This window comes from Arthrobacter sp. ZGTC412 (genome assembly GCF_002929215.1).
Taxonomy (GTDB): domain Bacteria; phylum Actinomycetota; class Actinomycetes; order Actinomycetales; family Micrococcaceae; genus Arthrobacter.
The window spans coordinates 59,016-76,576 of record NZ_PJII01000004.1; the positions used below are offsets into that span (position 1 = coordinate 59,016).

The 17,561-nt window shown below is 63.2% G+C and carries 16 protein-coding genes; 10 read left to right on the forward strand and 6 right to left on the reverse strand.

The features are described from left to right. Positions 1 to 70 precede the first annotated feature (70 nt). On the forward strand, positions 71 to 568 hold the full coding sequence (locus tag CXQ88_RS07000) for a hypothetical protein (protein WP_104043451.1): 498 nt from the start codon (positions 71 to 73) through the stop codon (positions 566 to 568). A gap of 67 nt (positions 569 to 635) precedes the next feature. Here CXQ88_RS07000 and CXQ88_RS07005 read toward each other — a convergent pair whose 3' ends face one another. Next, positions 636 to 1,601: a GlxA family transcriptional regulator gene (locus CXQ88_RS07005; protein WP_104043452.1), complete on the reverse strand. Its 966-nt coding sequence runs from the start codon at positions 1,599 to 1,601 to the stop codon at positions 636 to 638. 135 nt (positions 1,602 to 1,736) lie between these two features. Here CXQ88_RS07005 and CXQ88_RS07010 point away from each other — a divergent pair, with 135 nt between their 5' ends. From CXQ88_RS07010 to katG, 5 genes are all read left to right on the forward strand, one after another. Further along, positions 1,737 to 2,375 carry an isochorismatase family protein gene (locus tag CXQ88_RS07010; protein ID WP_104043453.1) on the forward strand — a complete coding sequence of 213 codons (639 nt, stop codon included), beginning with the start codon at positions 1,737 to 1,739 and terminating at the stop codon, positions 2,373 to 2,375. Positions 2,376 to 2,491: 116 nt separating this feature from the next. After that, positions 2,492 to 2,848, forward strand: a complete 357-nt coding sequence (locus tag CXQ88_RS07015; protein ID WP_104043454.1) for a DMT family transporter — start codon at positions 2,492 to 2,494, stop codon at positions 2,846 to 2,848. Continuing rightward, complete coding sequence (locus CXQ88_RS07020; protein ID WP_104043455.1) at positions 2,845 to 3,165, forward strand: DMT family transporter; 321 nt, start codon at positions 2,845 to 2,847, stop codon at positions 3,163 to 3,165. The genes CXQ88_RS07015 and CXQ88_RS07020 overlap by 4 nt, the downstream gene beginning before the upstream one ends. A gap of 185 nt (positions 3,166 to 3,350) precedes the next feature. Further along, entirely contained in the window at positions 3,351 to 4,754 is a 1,404-nt protein-coding gene (locus CXQ88_RS07025) for an MFS transporter (protein WP_104043456.1), read from the forward strand. 194 nt (positions 4,755 to 4,948) lie between these two features. Then, complete coding sequence (katG, locus tag CXQ88_RS07030) at positions 4,949 to 7,243, forward strand: catalase/peroxidase HPI (RefSeq protein WP_104043457.1); 2,295 nt, start codon at positions 4,949 to 4,951, stop codon at positions 7,241 to 7,243. Positions 7,244 to 7,324: 81 nt separating this feature from the next. On the opposite strand, the gene CXQ88_RS07035 is transcribed toward katG, so the two are convergent. The 5 genes from CXQ88_RS07035 to CXQ88_RS07055 all read right to left on the reverse strand — a co-directional run bounded on the left by CXQ88_RS07035 (position 7,325) and on the right by CXQ88_RS07055 (position 12,813). Next, a complete protein-coding gene (locus CXQ88_RS07035; protein WP_104043458.1) occupies positions 7,325 to 7,717 on the reverse strand; it encodes a nuclear transport factor 2 family protein in 393 nt (130 codons plus the stop codon). Positions 7,718 to 7,807: 90 nt separating this feature from the next. Next, the gene (locus CXQ88_RS07040) at positions 7,808 to 10,174 is read right to left on the reverse strand and encodes a multicopper oxidase domain-containing protein (RefSeq protein ID WP_104043459.1); all 2,367 of its coding nucleotides are present in this window, start codon (positions 10,172 to 10,174) and stop codon (positions 7,808 to 7,810) included. Then, the gene (locus CXQ88_RS07045) at positions 10,171 to 10,377 is read right to left on the reverse strand and encodes a hypothetical protein (protein ID WP_146069170.1); all 207 of its coding nucleotides are present in this window, start codon (positions 10,375 to 10,377) and stop codon (positions 10,171 to 10,173) included. Before CXQ88_RS07045 ends, CXQ88_RS07040 begins: the two co-directional genes overlap by 4 nt. A 342-nt stretch (positions 10,378 to 10,719) precedes the next feature. Beyond that, complete coding sequence (locus CXQ88_RS07050; protein WP_104043461.1) at positions 10,720 to 11,631, reverse strand: NAD(P)-dependent oxidoreductase; 912 nt, start codon at positions 11,629 to 11,631, stop codon at positions 10,720 to 10,722. A 153-nt stretch (positions 11,632 to 11,784) separates the two neighbouring features. After that, positions 11,785 to 12,813, reverse strand: a complete 1,029-nt coding sequence (locus tag CXQ88_RS07055) for a LacI family DNA-binding transcriptional regulator (RefSeq protein ID WP_104043462.1) — start codon at positions 12,811 to 12,813, stop codon at positions 11,785 to 11,787. A gap of 253 nt (positions 12,814 to 13,066) precedes the next feature. Between CXQ88_RS07055 and CXQ88_RS07060 the strand changes: the two genes are divergently transcribed. Genes CXQ88_RS07060 through CXQ88_RS07075 form a run of 4 tightly spaced genes read left to right on the forward strand, consistent with a single transcriptional unit; the run spans position 13,067 to position 17,561 of the window. Further along, on the forward strand, positions 13,067 to 14,419 hold the full coding sequence (locus tag CXQ88_RS07060; RefSeq protein WP_104043463.1) for an NAD(P)H-dependent oxidoreductase: 1,353 nt from the start codon (positions 13,067 to 13,069) through the stop codon (positions 14,417 to 14,419). Further along, positions 14,416 to 15,690: an extracellular solute-binding protein gene (locus CXQ88_RS07065; RefSeq protein WP_104043464.1), complete on the forward strand. Its 1,275-nt coding sequence runs from the start codon at positions 14,416 to 14,418 to the stop codon at positions 15,688 to 15,690. The genes CXQ88_RS07060 and CXQ88_RS07065 overlap by 4 nt, the downstream gene beginning before the upstream one ends. A 26-nt stretch (positions 15,691 to 15,716) precedes the next feature. Further along, a complete protein-coding gene (locus tag CXQ88_RS07070; RefSeq protein WP_104043465.1) occupies positions 15,717 to 16,664 on the forward strand; it encodes a carbohydrate ABC transporter permease in 948 nt (315 codons plus the stop codon). A 3-nt stretch (positions 16,665 to 16,667) separates the two neighbouring features. Beyond that, positions 16,668 to 17,561 (forward strand): carbohydrate ABC transporter permease, encoded by an 894-nt coding sequence (locus CXQ88_RS07075; RefSeq protein WP_104043466.1) that lies wholly within the window; start codon positions 16,668 to 16,670, stop codon positions 17,559 to 17,561.

The window sequence follows — 17,561 nt, forward strand, 5'->3', positions numbered from 1 at the left end:
CCACGAGAAGGCTCGGCGGCGGCATGAATGGGCCTTCCGCTGGTGAAGAAGCTGTCGCTACGCTGATCCGATGGAATCGGCACTGGCCTCGTGGGGCGACTTCAACGTGGCTATCGCTGGTGCTGGAGCGGCCCTCGGCGGGCTGCTCATCGTGGCGTTGTCGGTCAACATCAAACAGATCGCGGAATCACGGGGCCTCGCCGCCCGCGCAGGGGCCGCCATTTCCGCCCTGATCCTTGGCGTGGTCCTTGCCTGCGCAGCACTCATCCCGGACCAGCCGCTGTGGGTGTTCGGAATCGAGGTCCTGGTCGGAACCCTGGCCGGAGGAGTCATCGCAGCCCTCGCCGCCCGAGCGATTCTTCAGGACGACACTCCTGAACGTCCACGCAACTGGGATACCCAGCACATCGTGTCATTTGTGTTCCCTCTCGTCATCTACGCTGCCGGGGCCGCGCTGCTCTTACTCTCCATGCCTGCAGGTTTGCTCGTAGTGGCCCTCGCCACGATCGTGGCACTGATCGGCGCCGTAATTTTCTCGTGGGTTGCGCTCGTCGAGATTCTGCGCTGACGGGTATCCCTGGGCCAAGTGGGACGCCGCCCCGGACGAGTGCAGAGGGGTTCATCAACGTTGTTGATCAGGGCGAGCCCGCTGGCCCAAGCCGGGCGTCAAAACGGCGCCTGTACTCCGTCGGCGTCGTGGAAAAGGTGGCTGCAAAGTTCTGCCGGAGCGTGACTGCGTTGCCGAATCCGCAGTCGGCAGAGATCTGGTCGATCGACAGATCAGTGGTCTCGAGCAACCGCCGGGCTGCGTCCAGGCGGCGAGCGCGGATCCAGGCGGCCGGCGTCGTTCCCGTTGCGGCCCGGAACGCGCGGACAAATGTGCGGCGGCTCAGGTGCGCCTGCGCCGCAAGCAGGTCAATGGTCAGCGGTTCACCCAAGCGGCCCAGGGCCCATTCAAGCAGCCGGGAGATGGGATCGTCGGTGGAGCGGGACGGAACAGGACGCTCAATATATTGCGCCTGTCCACCCTCCCTGTGCGGAGCGATGACAAGGCTGCGTGCCACCTGGTTCGCCGCCTCCGCTCCAAGCTTTGTACGCACAAGGTGCAGGCAGGCGTCCAATGCAGAGGCTGTGCCGGCCGAGGTCAGGACGTCGCCGTGGTCGATGTAGAGCACCGACTGATCAAGGGCGATATCCGGGTGCCGCCCGGCAAGGGACTCAAATGCCTGCCAATGCGTAACTGCCCGGCGCCCTGCCAGCAACCCCGCATCTGCGAGGGGAATCGCACCAAGGCACAGCCCTAGAATCGGCACCGCCCGCCCGTGTGCCCCTTGAAGCACGTGCCGCAGCGAATCGCTGAGGACGCGCCCGTCGTCGAACCATGAAGGCACCACCACGACGTCGGCCTCTTCCGCCGCCTCCGGCCCTTTCACCTCACCCAGCCGGTAGCCCTCAGCGGTTGTAACCTCGCCCTCCTGGTCGGAGAAAAGAAAGGTCTTCCACTCGGCCAGGCCTTGACGGGCCACCTCGTCAAAAACCATCTGCGGAACAGCAAGGTGAAACATCGTTGCCCCATCGAAGGCATAGACCGCGATCCTCATTCTGACCCCTTCCACCGCATTGGCCCGAATCCATCGTATATGCGCCTTCGTGCCACTGTTGATGCACATTGGCAGCGGGAAGACTGGAACAGTTGCCAGAAGGCAGCCGAGAGAACCCCCAGGGAGAAAACAAACATGAGCACCCCTCGTCGCGCCCTCATCCTCATTGACGTGCAGCAGCAATACTTTGGCGGCCCCCTCGAAATTCAGTACCCGCCGCACCAAGAGTCCCTGCCCATGATTGCGAAGGCCGTTGACGCCGCCACCGCCGCCGGCATTCCGATTGCCGTGATCCAGCACTCTGCCGGCGCTGGTGCGCCCGTCTTCGCGCCCGGCACGCCGGGATTCGAGCTGCACCCCGAGATTGAACGCCGCAAAACCGGCGCATGGAAGGCGCTTGTTAAGCAGTACGGTTCCGTTTACGCCGGTACCGACCTCGCCGCATGGCTGCGGAAGCACGACGTCGACACGGTCACCTTGGTGGGCTACATGACCAACAACTGCGTGCTGGCCTCCGCCGTGGAGGCAGAGTTCCTTGGCTTCACCACCGAAGTCCTTTCAGATGCCACCGGCGCCGTCAACCTCGCCAACGACGCAGGTTTCGCTGATGCAAAGACCGTGCACACGACACTGCTCGCGCTGCTGAACTCGAACTGGGCAGCAGTAGCGGATACCGAGACCTGGACCCATGTACTGGGCGCCGGGCAGGCCCTCAATAGGAGCGACCTCGGCAGCTCCGCAATCGCCGGCTCGGAGCTCGTCCCCCAGGCGTAGCCAGCCGCCCCGGCCTTCCCACCTGTTTCCGCCGGGTGGGAAGCACGGGGAACACCCCAGCACTTCCCCTGTTGCATCAGGGGAACCAAGCCTGAACGATTTCAAGGACTGTTGACATGAAGTGGATTCTCCTCGCCGCCGCGATTCTGAGTGAGGTGACGGCGTCCCTCTCCTTGAAAGCGGCGCTTGATAATCCTGCGTTCTTCGTCGGGGTTGTTCTCGGTTATTCCGCTTCCTTCGCTTTCCTCGCAGCAGTCCTCCGTAAAGGCCTGGGGCTCGGGGTCGCCTACGGTATCTGGGCTGCGCTGGGAGTAACACTCACGGTGCTGCTGGCCGCCCTCCTCTTTGGCGAAGCGCTCACCCCGGTGATGATGATCGGCGTCGCCATGGTCATCGCCGGCGTGCTCTGCGTGGAACTCGGGTCACACAAAGAACCGGCAAAAGAACCCGCGAAAGAAATGGTTGGCTCATGATGTGGCTGTTGCTGGCGGCGGCAATCCTCACCGAGGTGACCGCCACCCTGTTCCTGCGCGTCGCATCCACCGGTAAGCGGCGCTGGTACGTACCTGTCGGCGTCGGGTACTTCCTGGCGTTCACGCTCCTCACCCTGACCCTGGATCAGGGAATGAGCCTCGGAGTTGCCTACGGCATCTGGGCCGCCGCCGGCGTCGCACTGACCGCCCTTGCCAGCCGTGTCTTCTTCAAGGAGACGATCACACCCGTCATGATGCTCGGGCTCGGCCTCATCATCGGCGGCGTCCTGCTCATCGAACTGGGCGCAGCGCACTAGGCAGCAGATGGTGGATGTGGCGTTCCATGCCTGCGTTGACGTAACCGGCGTCACCGTCTTATTCTTGATGAAACGATTCAAGGGAAAGGGCTTTCCGAAGCCTTTGAACCCTTCAAGGTCACGTCGACCATCCGGAACAGGACAGTTCCGGTTCCTTGCCAATGACGACGAAGGAATTCCTCCGAATGAGCACCATCCCCGGTGAAAGCCATCCAATCCCCGAAGCCAGCGCTGGCAAGCGGGATCCGAAGAAGGCCGCAATGAGCGGCTGGATCGGCAGCGCACTTGAGTACTACGACTTCGCCCTGTACTCGCTGGCCGCCACGCTGATCTTCCCCGCCATCTTCTTCCCGTCCGAGAACAAGACCGTGGCCATCATCGCCTCGCTGGCCACCTACGCGGTGGGCTACGTCTCCCGCCCCATCGGCGCTGTGGTCCTGGGCGCGTACGGTGACCGGCACGGCCGCAAGCAGGTGCTCGTCTTTGCCATGCTGCTGATGGGCTTCGCGACGTTCGCCGTCGGACTGCTGCCCACGTACGGACAGGTGGGCGTCCTGGCACCGATCCTCCTGGTGATCCTCCGCCTGATCCAGGGCTTCGCCGTCGCCGGTGAACTGGGCGGAGCCAGCGCGATGATCGTGGAGCACTCCCCCGACGCCAGGCGCGGCTTCTTCGCAAGCTTCAGCCTGCAGGGCACACAGGTGGGCTCCATCCTTGCCACCGCCGTGCTCCTTCCCCTTGCAGCCATCCTCCCCGCCGACCAGTTCCAGTCCTGGGGCTGGCGCATCCCGTTCCTGCTCAGCGCCTTCGTGATCCTGGCCGGCTACATCATCCGCCGCCGCGTGCAGGAGCCGCCGGCATACCTGGCGCAGACCGGAGCCAGCAAGGCGAAGCCCCGGTTCCCCCTCGTTGACCTCGTCCGCAGCCACCCCTGGGTTATGGTCCGCTGTGTCATCATGACGTTCACCAACGTGATCGGCATGGCAACGCTCATCTTCGGCGTCTCCTACGCCACCCAGGAGGGCTACGGGAACGGCTTCATTAGCAGCGAATTCCTCTGGGTGACCCTCATTGCCAACGTGGCCGCCGTGGCCACCATCCCGCTCTTCGGCGCACTCTCCGACAGGATCGGCCGGCGGATGCTGATGGTGGCCGGCGGCATCGGCGGCGGCGTGCTGGCCGGCGGATACCTGTGGGCCATCGAGCAGGGAAGCCTGGCACTGGTCTTCGTCTGCATCGTGATTGTCCAAGGCATCTTCTTCCAGATGTGGAATGCCACCTTTGCCACGTTCTTCCAGGAGCAGTTCCCCATGCGGATCCGCGTGACAGGGTTCGCCGTGTCGCAGAATTTGGGCCTCATGATCGCGTCGTTCTTCCCGAGCATCTTCACCGCGATCGCTCCCCCGGGATCCACCAACGTCCCCCTGGTCATCGGGCTGACCACGTTCGGTATCTGCGCCGTCGCAGCGCTGGCCACGCTCCTGTCCCCCGACACCAGGGGCAAGTCGCTTGATGACCTGGAGGCCCACAAAGCTGGCACTGAATCTGCAGAGCCCGCCATTGCGCGGGAGAGCGTGACGGCGAGCTGACTGAGCAACATGGGCGGGCTAACTTGAGTGGCACCCAAGGCAAGCGGTCGACGGCGGGACTTCCCGCCGTCGGCCGCTTGCGTTAAGCGTCGGCACTGAGGGGTCTCTCCCCGCACTCCCGCTCGTGGTTACATAGGAGGGTTGAACCGGCCGCCCGAGTCCGACCACGGCCTCGGCCACATGGAAGGAAGCACATGACCGATCCCCAGGAACACCCCCCGGTCCCCACGCCCGGAAGTGCCCAAGGCCTGGACCAGAAGGTTGAGGGCGGCTGCCCCGTGGCGCATGGCAGCGTGACCTCGCATGGCAGCGAAAGTGAGAACCCGGCGATCGATTCGCCGCAGCCCAAGGGGCACCGGCCGCGGACCGTCGCCGACTGGTGGCCGAACCAGATGGACCTCTCCGTGCTCCACTCCCACAACCCCTCGGGCAACCCGCTCGGCCCCACCTACAGTTACTCCGAAGAGTTCCAGAAGCTCGACGTCGAGGCGCTCAAGCAGGACATCATCCAGGTCCTCACCACCTCCCAGGATTGGTGGCCCGCAGACTTCGGCCACTACGGCGGCCTGATGATCCGGCTGAGCTGGCACGCGGCCGGCACCTATCGCGTCCACGACGGCCGCGGCGGAGCAGGGGACGGCAGCCAGCGGTTCGCACCGCTCAACAGCTGGCCGGACAACGCCAACCTGGACAAGGCCCGGCGGCTGCTGTGGCCGGTGAAGCAGAAGTACGGCCAGAAGCTTTCCTGGGCGGACCTGCTGGTCCTCGCGGGCAACGTCTCCCTCGAGTCGATGGGATTCAAGACCTTTGGCTTCGCATTCGGCCGCCAGGACGTGTGGGAGCCCGAGGAAATTTTCTGGGGACCCGAGGACACCTGGCTTGGCGACGAACGCTACATCGGCGAAGGCCAGATGTCCGAGGAAGTCGGCTCCACCGAGATGGGCCTGATCTACGTCAACCCCGAGGGACCTATGGGCAACCCGGACCCGCTACTGGCGGCGGCGTTTATCCGTGAGACCTTCAAGCGCATGGCCATGAACGACGAGGAGACCGTGGCCCTGATCGCCGGCGGCCACACCTTCGGCAAAACCCACGGAGCAGGCGACGCCGACGCGCACGTTGGCCCCGAGCCCGAGGGCGCCAACCTCGAGACGCAGGGGCTGGGCTGGCTCAGCACCTACGAATCCGGCAAGGGTAAGGACACGATCACCTCCGGGCTGGAGGTCACGTGGACGGACCGGCCCACCGAGTGGAGCAACCGCTTCTTCGAGATCCTTTTCGAACACGAGTGGGAGCTGGTCAAGAGCCCCGCCGGCGCCCACCAGTGGGTGGCCAAGGACGCCGAGAGGATCATCCCGGACGCCCACGATCCGGAGAAGAAGCACCGGCCGACGATGCTCACCACGGATCTCTCGCTGCGCGTGGACCCGGTCTACGGGGAAATCTCGCGGCGCTTCCTGGAAAACCCGGACGAGTTCGCGCTCGCGTTCGCCAAGGCTTGGTACAAGCTGCTGCACCGCGACATGGGTCCGGTTGGCCCGCACATGCTCGGACCCTGGGTCCCGGAGGCCCAGCTCTGGCAGGACCCGCTCCCGGCAGTGGACCACGAACTGATTGACGAGCAGGACATCGCCTCGCTCAAGGCCCGGCTGCTGGACTCGGGCTTGTCTGTTTCGCAGCTCGCCAGCACTGCCTGGGCCTCGGCCTCCACCTACCGCAAGACCGATAAGCGCGGCGGCGCCAACGGTGCCCGGATCCGGCTGGAGCCCCAGCGCGGCTGGGAAGGCAACGAGCCCGAGCAGCTGTCCACTGTGCTGCAGGCCCTTGAGGGGGTGCAGCAGCAGTTCAACTCCGCCCAGACCGGGGGTAAAAAGGTCTCGCTGGCAGACCTGATCGTCCTCGGCGGCTCTGCCGCGGTGGAGAAGGCGGCGCGGGACGCAGGCGTCACCGTCACTGTGCCGTTCCGGCCCGGCCGCACCGACGCCGCGCAGGACCAGACCGACGTCGAGTCCTTCGGATACCTGCAGCCGCGGGCGGACGGGTTCCGCAACTACGTGCGCCCTGGTGGAAAGCTGGCGCCGGAGACGCTCCTGTTGGACAAGGCGTACCTGCTGGACCTGTCTGCGCCCGAGATGACGGCGCTCGTGGGCGGCATGCGTGCCCTCGGCACCAATGTGGGCGGTACCGCGCACGGTGTTCTCACCGACCGGCCGCAGGTCCTGACAAACGATTTCTTCGTCAACCTGCTCTCGCCGGGCACGAAGTGGAAGGCGTCAGAGGGGGAAGAGAACGTCTACGAGATCACTGACGTTGCTACCGGCGAGCTGAAGTGGACCGCCACACCCGTGGACCTGGTGTTCGGCTCCAACTCGCAGCTCCGCGCGATCGCCGAGGTGTATGCGAGCGACGACGCCAGGGAGAAGTTCGTCAACGACTTCGTGGCGGCGTGGGTGAAGGTCATGGAGCTTGACCGCTTCGACCTGCGCTGATCCTGTTTTACCGAGTAAGGCGTCCGGGCCGGCTGCGTTGTGCGGTCGGCCCGGACGTTCACTCGGTTATGGAGACAGTGCCTAAGACCAGAAGTCTGTGGCCTTGGCCGTGTCCTCCTGAAATTCGCGGACCTCGGTGACTTTCCCGTCCCTCAGCGTGAACACGAGGACCCCGTTCTGCTTCATTGACTTCCCGTTGCGCTGTGCCTCAGCGGATTGCACGCTGACCGTGTGACGTTCTCCGGCAATCACGTCCTGCAGTTCAACTTTGGCCGTGCCGCCTGACAGGGTGAACAATTCAGCGAAGTAGGCCATGATCGCCTTTTTGCCCTGCTTATCGCCGGCGAGGCCACCGCTGCCGCCAACGTGGTAGACCGCGTCGTCAGCGAACAGGCCCATCAGCGTCTCCATGTCGCCTCCGTTGAAGGCTTCATAGCCGCGCCGCACCACGGCTGCGTCTTCCTGATTTCCCATCTCGAACCCTCTCCGTCGCCATTGTCGGGGTCCCAGCGCAGCAAGTTTAAGCCTGCCCATTTTTGTTGTCCATCGGATAGACAGCCTTGTTTATGCGGCGGTGACGGTCACAGTCCGGGTCGCGAGAACCTGACCGGTGATCCAGTGCTGGAAATCGATGGCGATGGTGTACTTTCCAGCGCTTGGCGGGCGCAGCAGGAAGTCGAACTTCTCCGCCGCCCCGGACTTGATGATGCTGGTCAACAGCGGCTTCCCTGCCGAGGACGGCGGAACGGCCGGCCCTGCCGGGTTGGGGGTGTTCCAAAACGGACGGCCATCATGCCCCACCAGTTCGGCGATGGCCACCGGCCTTCCGGCGGCATCGAGGAACCGCGTGCGGGTGGGGAAGTAATCCACGTTCACCATTCGCACCAGGGTAGGCACCTTTTTGCCGGTCACCACGTTCGCCTTCATGGCAGAGATTGCCCAGACCCGATCACCTCGGGGCCGGGCCGGTATGACGCCGCCCAGCAGGAAGAAGTGCCGGGGCTGGAAGCGGTTAAGGCCCGCGTCCTCCCCTGAGAGGCCCTCTGCGTGGTTCATTTCATGCCATCGCGGATCGATTGAATACGGGGCGATCAGCGTTTCCGTCGCGATGTCATATAGCGGTCCTTCGAACGAGTGACGGCGGGTTCCCGGAGCAGCCGGTTTTGCCGGGTTTGCGGCGGGGTCCACGATCACCGCTCCAAACATGCCCATTTGGACATGGAGAGGAGTGTTGACGTGGCAGTGGTAAAAGTACGTTCCCGCTGCGCCGCGGTTCGGGTTGCCGGTTTCTGCAGCGTCCGGCCGCCACTGATAGGTGTAATGTCCTGTCACCTCGAAGGAGGTGTGACCCACGCCGTCATTGCGGGGATCCGGTTCCAGGCCGTGCCAATGGATGGTGTGAACCTTCTTGCTGGGCTTGATGGTCGCGTGGAAGATTTGCCCTTCCGTCACCCGCACCACCGGCCCCGGCAGCTGACGTCCTGACTTGTCGTTCTCGAAGCTCCATATCTCGTGCTCCGAGCCGTCGGGGAAATCGAGTTCCCTGCTGAAGAAATCCATTTCGACTGAGACGTTGGGGCGGAGGCGGAATTCGGTTTCAGGGCTGCCCTCATGCGGCTGGTCCGAAGCGAAGTCCACCTGGCTCCGGAACGTGTGGTGCGCCTCGTCCTCCACCGTTTCCGGCAGTCCGGGCTCCGGTATGGGTTTTGCGGCCAGCACCCAGTCGGACATTAAACCACCAGGGTAGAGGCCACCTGCGGCTGTCTGCGACGGTTCGGCGTGGCAGTGCATGGGGTACTTCCAGTCCTCGGTCCTGGCGTCCCAGACTTCGTCAATGACTTCGGGCGGACGCCGGACCGGCAGCATGGCTTCCTTGGTTTCAAGTGGCTGCAGCTGGACTGTGTCCTCCCACTGCTGAAGGATGACGTCGCCTACAGGGCTAACCCTGCCACCTGTACGGGGGAAGTCGATGCCGTTGGCCCGCACTGTCCACACATGGTTCCCGTGGTAGTGCAGCTGGTGGTCCGCGATGCCGGCGTTCACCATTCTCATCAGCTGCCCTGTGCGGACTGCACCCGGCTGGGGGGACGCGCTGAAGTTCCGCACGTCTGTTTCCCGGGGGAAGCCTGAGGGGAGCGTGTCCTCCTCCCGGTGCTCGTTGAACACCTCGTCGGTAGTGAGTGCCAGTGCCTGGAAGCCGGAGTAGCCGTTGAGCGTGAAGTACCGCGGTACGGCAGGGGTGGCGATGGGATTTACCGCTTGCCCCTTGGAGGCGATGCGCGCCCAGTTCGGTTCGACATCGTGGCACAGCCACAGCCATTGGCGCTCGAACTCTGCGCCACCAGGGCTAAGCCGCCACGCATGTCGAGGATCAATGACAACCAAGGCACCGTACAGGCCCAGGGTTCTTTCGACAGGCTCGTTCCCGGGGTCGGAGAACAGGTACGTGCCGGGCGCGGGGGCTAGGAATTTCACTTCTTTCCTTTGCCCCGGGTTGACAATTCCACTGCTGACGTCTGCCCGGGGCCCACCGGCGGCGGCCGCCGCACGTGCACCGTGAAAGCGCAGTTCGTGTGGTTGGGACAAGTTGTTGTGGAGCAGGATGCTGACGGTACTGCCCGTTTCGGCAATGAGCGTCCGCTCCGGAAAGTAGCTGGCCCAGTGAGCACGCCGGGGCAGAAACTGGCGCTCGAACTGCGGGTCCTCCCTTAAGGGCTGCGGCCTTCCGAAAGGAGGCAAAGGAGCATTAAGGGGGTAGTGGCGGCTGGCTTTCACAGCACCGGCGGCCGTAAAGACGTGTGGGCTCATCTTCAGTGCCGGATTCGCGTCCGTTGTCCGAGTAGCCCTGTCGCCGAACCCCCGGTGGTAAACGAGCGATCCGTCCACCATGGGAAGGAACCCGTCGTTGATATACATGTTCAGCGGGCTCATGAGAAGGCCTCCATCCTGGTAACCGGCGGCACAGCGAGACGTAAGACGTTCTCATGCGCGCCGTCGGAAAACTCCAGCTCAAAGGCGATCGTCACGGCGCCATACGTTGCGCCGGCCAGGAGGACCGCCGCTCCGCCCGGCACCTTGCCAAACTGGTGACGGTTTGATGGTTTCTTGAGGGCGGCGTCGTGCAGAAAATTCATGACCACTCCGAACTGTTTTCTGGGGGTACGCCCAACATAGGCAATTCGAGTTATAAAAACCTTGAACTTTCCCGGTCAGCCTCCCGGAGCTATTTCCCTGACCCCTTTTCTGCGAGCGCACGGCGTCAAAGCCGCAGTACCGGTCCTGGCACCATTGAGCGGAACTCGAATTACTGGCTTCAATGACTTAGGAGGTTATGGACGGCGAGGTGAGTTTCTGCGGTTCACGTGGCCCCAGATGCGCCCGGTGGGATCGGTGAGCTGATAGCTAAACGGTGAAGCGATACGGACACAGTTATCGGCGTTCGTTTTCCAGCTACAGAAGGGCCGTCGTCAGGCTTATCAGGCGTCCGAAAGAGCGTTGCTGCGCTGAGCGATCGTCCGGACAATTCCCGTATGGTCAAGGGCACCGTCGCCCCGCGCGACCATTTCTTCGAACAGACTTCTAATGATCTTGCTCATGGGCAGCTCCAGGTGCGCTGCTGTAGCCGCTCCAAGGACGAAGTTTAGGTCTTTGAGCTGGTTTTTGCCGCTGCCGCCTCCTGTGAAGTCGCTGTCTATCCATCTGTGCCCTTTTTGACGCAGGACTTCGGAGTCTGCCAGCCCGCCCCGGAGCAACTCCAGCATCACCGATGGGTCGAGGCCCCCGCCGCGCGCCAGGAGCATGGCTTCGGAAACTGCTGTGACTGTGCCGGCGACAACAATCTGATTGCAGGCCTTGGCGAGTGCGCCTGACCCTCCCGGACCCATATGACGGATTGTGCTGCCCATGACCTGGAACGCTGGGGTGACCGACCTGAGCGCGTTCTCGTCCCCGCCCACCATGATGCTCAGGGTGCCGTTTTCGGCACCCACGGTCCCGCCACTGACGGGGGCGTCCAGGACCCTCACTCCGTGGTCGCGAAGAATGCGTTCGCCAAAGGCCGCCACTGCCCCCGGCGAGACGGTCCCATGCACGACGAGTATCGGTCTGGCGATGCCCTTCGCTGACCATCCGGCTATCAGGCCTTCTTCTCCGGGCAGCAAGGACTCGACGTGGCTGAGGTCCGGTAACACGGTGAGAACGACGTCGGCCGCGGCCTCAAGAGGTGAGCGCGCGACGCGGGCGCCGAGTCCCGTCAAAGCTTCCGCCTTAGAAACCGTACGGTTCCAGACGGTCAGCTCGCCATAGCCGTTGAGCAGCCGGCGTGCCATGGGTTCACCCATTGGACCCAACCCCAGGAGGGCAAGCGAGGGGCGATCGTATCTAGACATTCAGGTCCTTAGTTGAGGGTGAAACGGAATCAGGCGTCTGCAGAAGTCACATCGGAGCATGGCCGCAAGCAACGGTGGAACCGGTACACTTTTTGTACCACAAGCGGCTTAGGCTGTAAACCACTCGCGGGCCGGGCATATGCCAGCTTGGAGCTACTTCGAGAACTGCAGCCGCGCCACGCTGGAGCGTTCGACGAGTTCGGCCGCGACGCGTATGACGTTTGGCTTTCCCGACGCTTTGCCCTGCGTGTTTGACAAAGCCAGTTGCACAGAATGCCGGGCAAGCAGATCTATGGGCTGCCTGACGATTGTCAGTGGTGGGGTCATGAGTTCCGTCCAAGGTGAATCTTCAAAGACGATGACGGACAAGGTGCGAGGGATGTCAATTCCCGCGTGGGAGAGGCGCCGAAGGACTTCCGTTACCTGGGCGGTATTTGCAACTACCAAAGCGGTCGGCGGGTTCTCTATGCCGAGCAGCGCCGATGCAGCATCTCCTCCCGCCGGACCCCGGAACGCGGCGTGCCGTATGAGGCTTTCGTCCTGCTCGAGGCCGGCCGCTTCCATGGCTTGCCGATAGCCAGCAATCCTGTCCCGCCCGGTGGTTGAAGATGCAGGCCCGGAGATGATCCCGATGCGGCGGTGGCCGTGCGCAGCGAGGAGCGCTGTGGCAGAGCGGGAAGACTCAAAATTGTCGATGCTCACGACATCCACCTCGGGGAGCGACGGTATCGAGCGGTCAACAAAAACCACATCGGTCCCCAAGTCCTGAAGCTTCTTCCAGATCGCCAAGTTGTTGCCGGTCGGCGTCGCGATAATCCCACTGACCCGGCGTTCGATCAGTGTCGACAGGCGCTCCGACTCCAACTGGTCATCCTCTTGGGTGGTCATCAGCAGCACTTGAATTCCGCGGGAGTGAGCTTCCTGCACTACCTGGTCGGCAAGGCGGGCGAAAAACGGGTTGGAGACATCAGCGAGCAGCAACCCCAGTGTGGTGGGAGGGCCGTACTTGAGCTCCCTGGCCGCCGTGCGGGGATGGTAGCCCAGGTTCTGCATGACTTCATTTACCCTGCTGCGCGTGGCTGCGGCGACTGGACCTGACCCTGGGTTCAGCACCCGGGAGACGACTGCAACGGACACCCCGGCCGCCTGGGCAACGTCGCGGATGGTCGGTTGTTTCTGCACGCCTACTCCTTGGCTGACACTTCTTGGACATCTTGGAACTTTTTCAGCCTAGGGCTTGACCCCGGGCCCACCCCTGTGACATAAAAGTGTAACCGGTTCCACTTAGTTTACCTTAGTTCCGTCCCGCCTGTTCTGCAGGCTCGCCCCAGGGCGACGGGTCCTAAGAGGAACTCTGGAACCCCCAAAGCTGCGGCTGGTCCAAACCAGCCTGCACCCCTTCCGGAACAGCGCCGTATCCCTTGAAAGGCAACCCATGAATCTGCACAAACTCCTGACCCAACGCGAGGCCGACGGAAAGCCCATCCGGGTTGGACTCATCGGCGCCGGACGCTACGGGACGATGTACCTGGCCCAGGCAAACAACATTCCGGGCATCCACGTTGTCGCCATCGCAGACATCAACGTCAAGCGCGCTGAAGGTGCTTTCGATCTCGTTGGATGGCCCAAAGACCAGATCGCCTCCGACATAGCAACTGCCCTCAGGGACCGGTCCACTGCCATCGTGGCCAACGCGGACGAGCTCTTCGACGTCGATATTGACATCATCGTGGAAGCCACTGGCAACCCCATCGTCGGTGTCAAGCACGCGCTGCGCGCCATCGAAACGAAAAAGCACATCATCATGGTCACTGTTGAAGCCGACGCCTTGGCAGGGCCCGCCCTGGCCAAACGGGCAGAAGCAGCCGGTGTCGTCTACTCGATGGCATACGGCGACCAGCCAGCCCTCATCATGGAACTCGTCGACTGGGCCCGCACCAGCGGATTCGACGTCGTCTGCGCCGGCAAGGGCGCCAAATTCCTCGAGCATTACCACGAGATGAACCCGGACAACGTCTGGGAGAACTGGGAATTCTCCAAGGAGCTCACCGACTCCGGACAGCTCAACCCCAACATGCACACCTCCTTCCGGGACGGCACCAAAGCCGCCATCGAAATGGCTGCCGTCGCCAACGGCGCAGGACTTGTCCCCTCTGATACCGGCCTGACGTTCACGCCGGGAGACGTGGAGGAAATCGCCTCAATCTGCCGCCCTGCAGACGTCGGAGGAGCCCTCGCACACGAAGGCACTGTCGACGTCATGTCCAGTGTTAACCGTGACGGCACCTGGATCCCCCACAACACCCAGGAAGGCGTGTTCGTCGTTGTGAAAGCCACAAACGAGTACGTCTCCGGCTGCTTCAACGAATACCCTTGGCACCCGGACCCCACCGGCCAGTACGCCGCCTTGTACCGCCCCTACCACTACGTCGGACTTGAGCTGAACGTATCAATCGCCAACGCCGTCCTCCGCGGAATCTCCACGGGCTCGCCCATCGGGTTCTTCGGCGACGTTGTCGCCACCGCCAAGAAGGACCTTAAGGCCGGTGAATTCCTTGACGGCGAAGGTGGATACACCGTGTGGGGCCAACTCGTTTCCGCGAAGCATTCCGTTACTACCGGTGAACTGCCGGTCGCCCTGGCCCACCACGTGGAACTGCGCAATGACGTGGCCAAGGGCGGGATCGTCCGCTGGGACGACGTCATCATGGACGACTCGCTCGCCCAGGCCCTGGAACTGCGTCGCGAAACTGAGGCCCTTGCCCTTGAGGCGGTTCCGGCACCATGATCGACCGGCGCTCATTCCTTGGGGCTGCCGGGGCCACTGCCGCCGGCCTGCTGCTGTCGGGGTGCGGGTCTACCCCGGCGCTTGACCCCAACCGGGCTGCGTCGGCCGGGGGAACCCTCAAGTTCGGCAGCTGGCAGTGGCTGGAGCCCGGCCGCGGAGAAGCGATGTGGCAGGCAATTCAGGCCTACAAGACTGCCAATCCCTCCGCGGTCCTTGCCCAGAGTACGACGCCGTTCCTCTCCTTTGCGGACAAGCTCAACACCGAGCTTGGCGGCAAGGGCGGCCCGGACGTCTTCGTTGTCCAGGACGTCAACTTTTACCCACTGGCCGATGCCGGCATCCTTGCACCGCTCACGTCCGTTATTTCCTCGCACAAGGGCACCCCGTTCAATCATACGAACGAGTCCGGAGTGGTTAACGGTGTGCAGTACGGGATTACCTGGGAACGGCTGAACTGGAACTTCTTCTGGAACCGCAAGCTGCTGGACCAGGCCGGCGTGACGGCGCCGTCGAACGTCAAGGAGCTCATCACAGCGTCCAGCCAGATCCGTTCGGCAACCGGGCTGGACGGCTTCGGGGTCCGGCACCAGATGACTGAATTTGATTCGTGGTTCATGGACTTTGATGTCTGGACCTACGGGCACGGCGGATCCTGGTCCGATGGCTCACGGCCCACCATCGATTCGGCGGAGAACATTGCCGGCGTGGAGGCCTTCGGGGAGATCTACCGTTCCGGTGCCATGCCGATCGGCGATGACGCGTCCACCATGCGCACCAAGTTCCGCGAAGGCCGGTTGGGGATGATGATCGATGTATCCTCCACCGTTGCGGGGATCCTGCGCTCGTCAAAGACCCTCACCTCAGCCGACATCGGGTATGCCGACCGCATTCCCCTCCCCCGACCTTCAGCGCACCAGGAAATTGTGCTCGCCGTCAATGGATTCGGGAAAAACAAGAACCTCGCCGTTGACTTCGTCGGCTGGGTGGGCTCAGACGAAGGGCAGGCCGAACTGCGGAAGGCCATGGGCCCCTCGACCCTGGCCACCGATGTTCCGCTCGCCCCCGATTACGCCGCGGCAAACCCGTGGGCCAAGGCATTCATTGACCTTGCCGCAGAATCGAGAAGTCCGCTCATCAAGGGCTTTGAACCGCAAACCAAGGCCATCATGCGTGAAGTCATGACGCAGGTCGAACGCTACCTCGTCGACGGCGGCGACGCTGCAACCGCGCTCTCCACGGCGCAGACCCAAGTAACCCAGCTGCTCGGCTGAGCGGACCTAAGCAAAGGATCAGGGCAATGTCGCTCCGAATTCCCATCTCCCCGCCAACTGCGGCGCCGGACCAAATACAGGACGCCCCCTCGCGCCACCACATGTGGCAGCGGCTCTCCCCTTATATCTACATCGGCCCCGCCGTCATCTACCTGGTCATCTTCATGATCATCCCGGTGGTTCAGGGCATTCGGCTCAGTTTCACCAAGACCCCGCTTGTCAGGCCCGACGGTGGGACAGGCGTTGGGCTGGACAACTACTCCCGGCTCCTCGGCAGCAGCCAGTTCTACAACTCCCTCGGCGCCACCATCCTGTATACGGCGGCAACGGTGGCCTTCGCCGTGCTCGTGGGCGCTGGTGCGGCCTTGCTCCTGAACCAGGCTTTCAAGGGCCGCACCATCGTCAGGGCGATCATCACGTTCCCGTGGGCTGTTCCCACTGTTGCGACCGCCCTGATCTTCAGCTGGATTTTCAACCGCTCCGACGGAGTCCTCAACGAGGTGGTTGGCGTATTCGGCGTCGGACAGCAAGGCTGGCTCGTCGACCCGAAGTACGGCATGGCTGCCGTGGTCCTGACCTCCGTATGGAAAGTCATGCCCCTGGTCATGCTCGTGGTCCTCGCGTCCCTCCAGTCCATCCCCAGCGAACTGTACGAAGCCTCACGGATGGACGGGGCCGGCGCCCTTGAGACGTTCAAGGCCGTCACCTGGCCCCACATCGCCCCGACTGTCCGGGTGGTGACGCTCCTCATGACCATCTGGTCCATCCGGCGATTTGAGATCATCTACCTCCTCACCGGCGGCGGACCGGTAGACAGCACCAACACCCTGGTGGTCAACGTCTACCGCCAGGCGTTCAGCAACCAGGAACTCGGCCGGGCAGCAGCCATTGGCGCTCTCGGCCTGGTGCTCTCGCTCCTGGTCACCGTTGTGTACTTCATCATTGAGCGGCGCAACGCCGCGAAGGAGGCCTAGAACATGAGCATCGACCAAGCCCAAAAATCCGTGCAGCAGGCGCCCCACAAGCGCAGGCTGAAAGCACCCGGCCAGCGGCAGTTCAGCAAACCCTTCCGCTACATCATGTTGGCAGCTTTGGTTCTCTTCTCGGGCTTCCCGCTGTACTGGATGCTGAACACCGCCCTTAGCGAGGACTCAGAACTGTACGGCCAGGCCCAGGGCTGGTGGCCCCACTGGGAACGCCTCATAGACTTTGGCGACCTCATCGGCAGTGTTCCGATTTTCAAATGGCTGACCAACTCGGTAGTTATCGCGGGCGGAACCACGCTGCTCTCCCTGGTCTTCGCGGTGCTGGCCGGCTACGCCCTCTCCCGCTTCAAGTTCCACGGCAAGGGGGCCGCGGGGTTCCTGCTCTTCGCAACCCAAATGCTCCCCGAGGCGCTGCTCGTCGTCCCCATCTACGCCCTCTTCGCATCCCTTGGCCTGCTGAACGGTATGGGCGGGCTGATCCTGGCCAACGTTGCGTTCACCATGCCCGTCAGTGTCTGGATCATCAAGGGAGCCATTGACGCCATCCCTTACGAGATCGAAGAAGCAGCATCGGTGGATGGATGCCCCCGCGTTACCATCCTGTCCTTGGTCCTCACCCCGTTGATCCTCCCCAGCGTCGCAGCCGCCGCGGTCATCAACTTCTTTGATGGCTGGAACGAGTTCCTGCTGGCCAAGACCTTCATCGCCGAACGGGACCTCTGGCCCGCCTCCGTTGGCCTTGCCTCCTTCATTGGCCAATACCTTACCTCGCTGAACTCGGTGATGGCCGCGGCCCTACTCTTCACCCTCCCGGCGCTGGTGTTCTTCCTCCTCGTCCAACGCCGCATCGTCTCAGGCCTCACGGCCGGATCAGTCAAAGGCTAG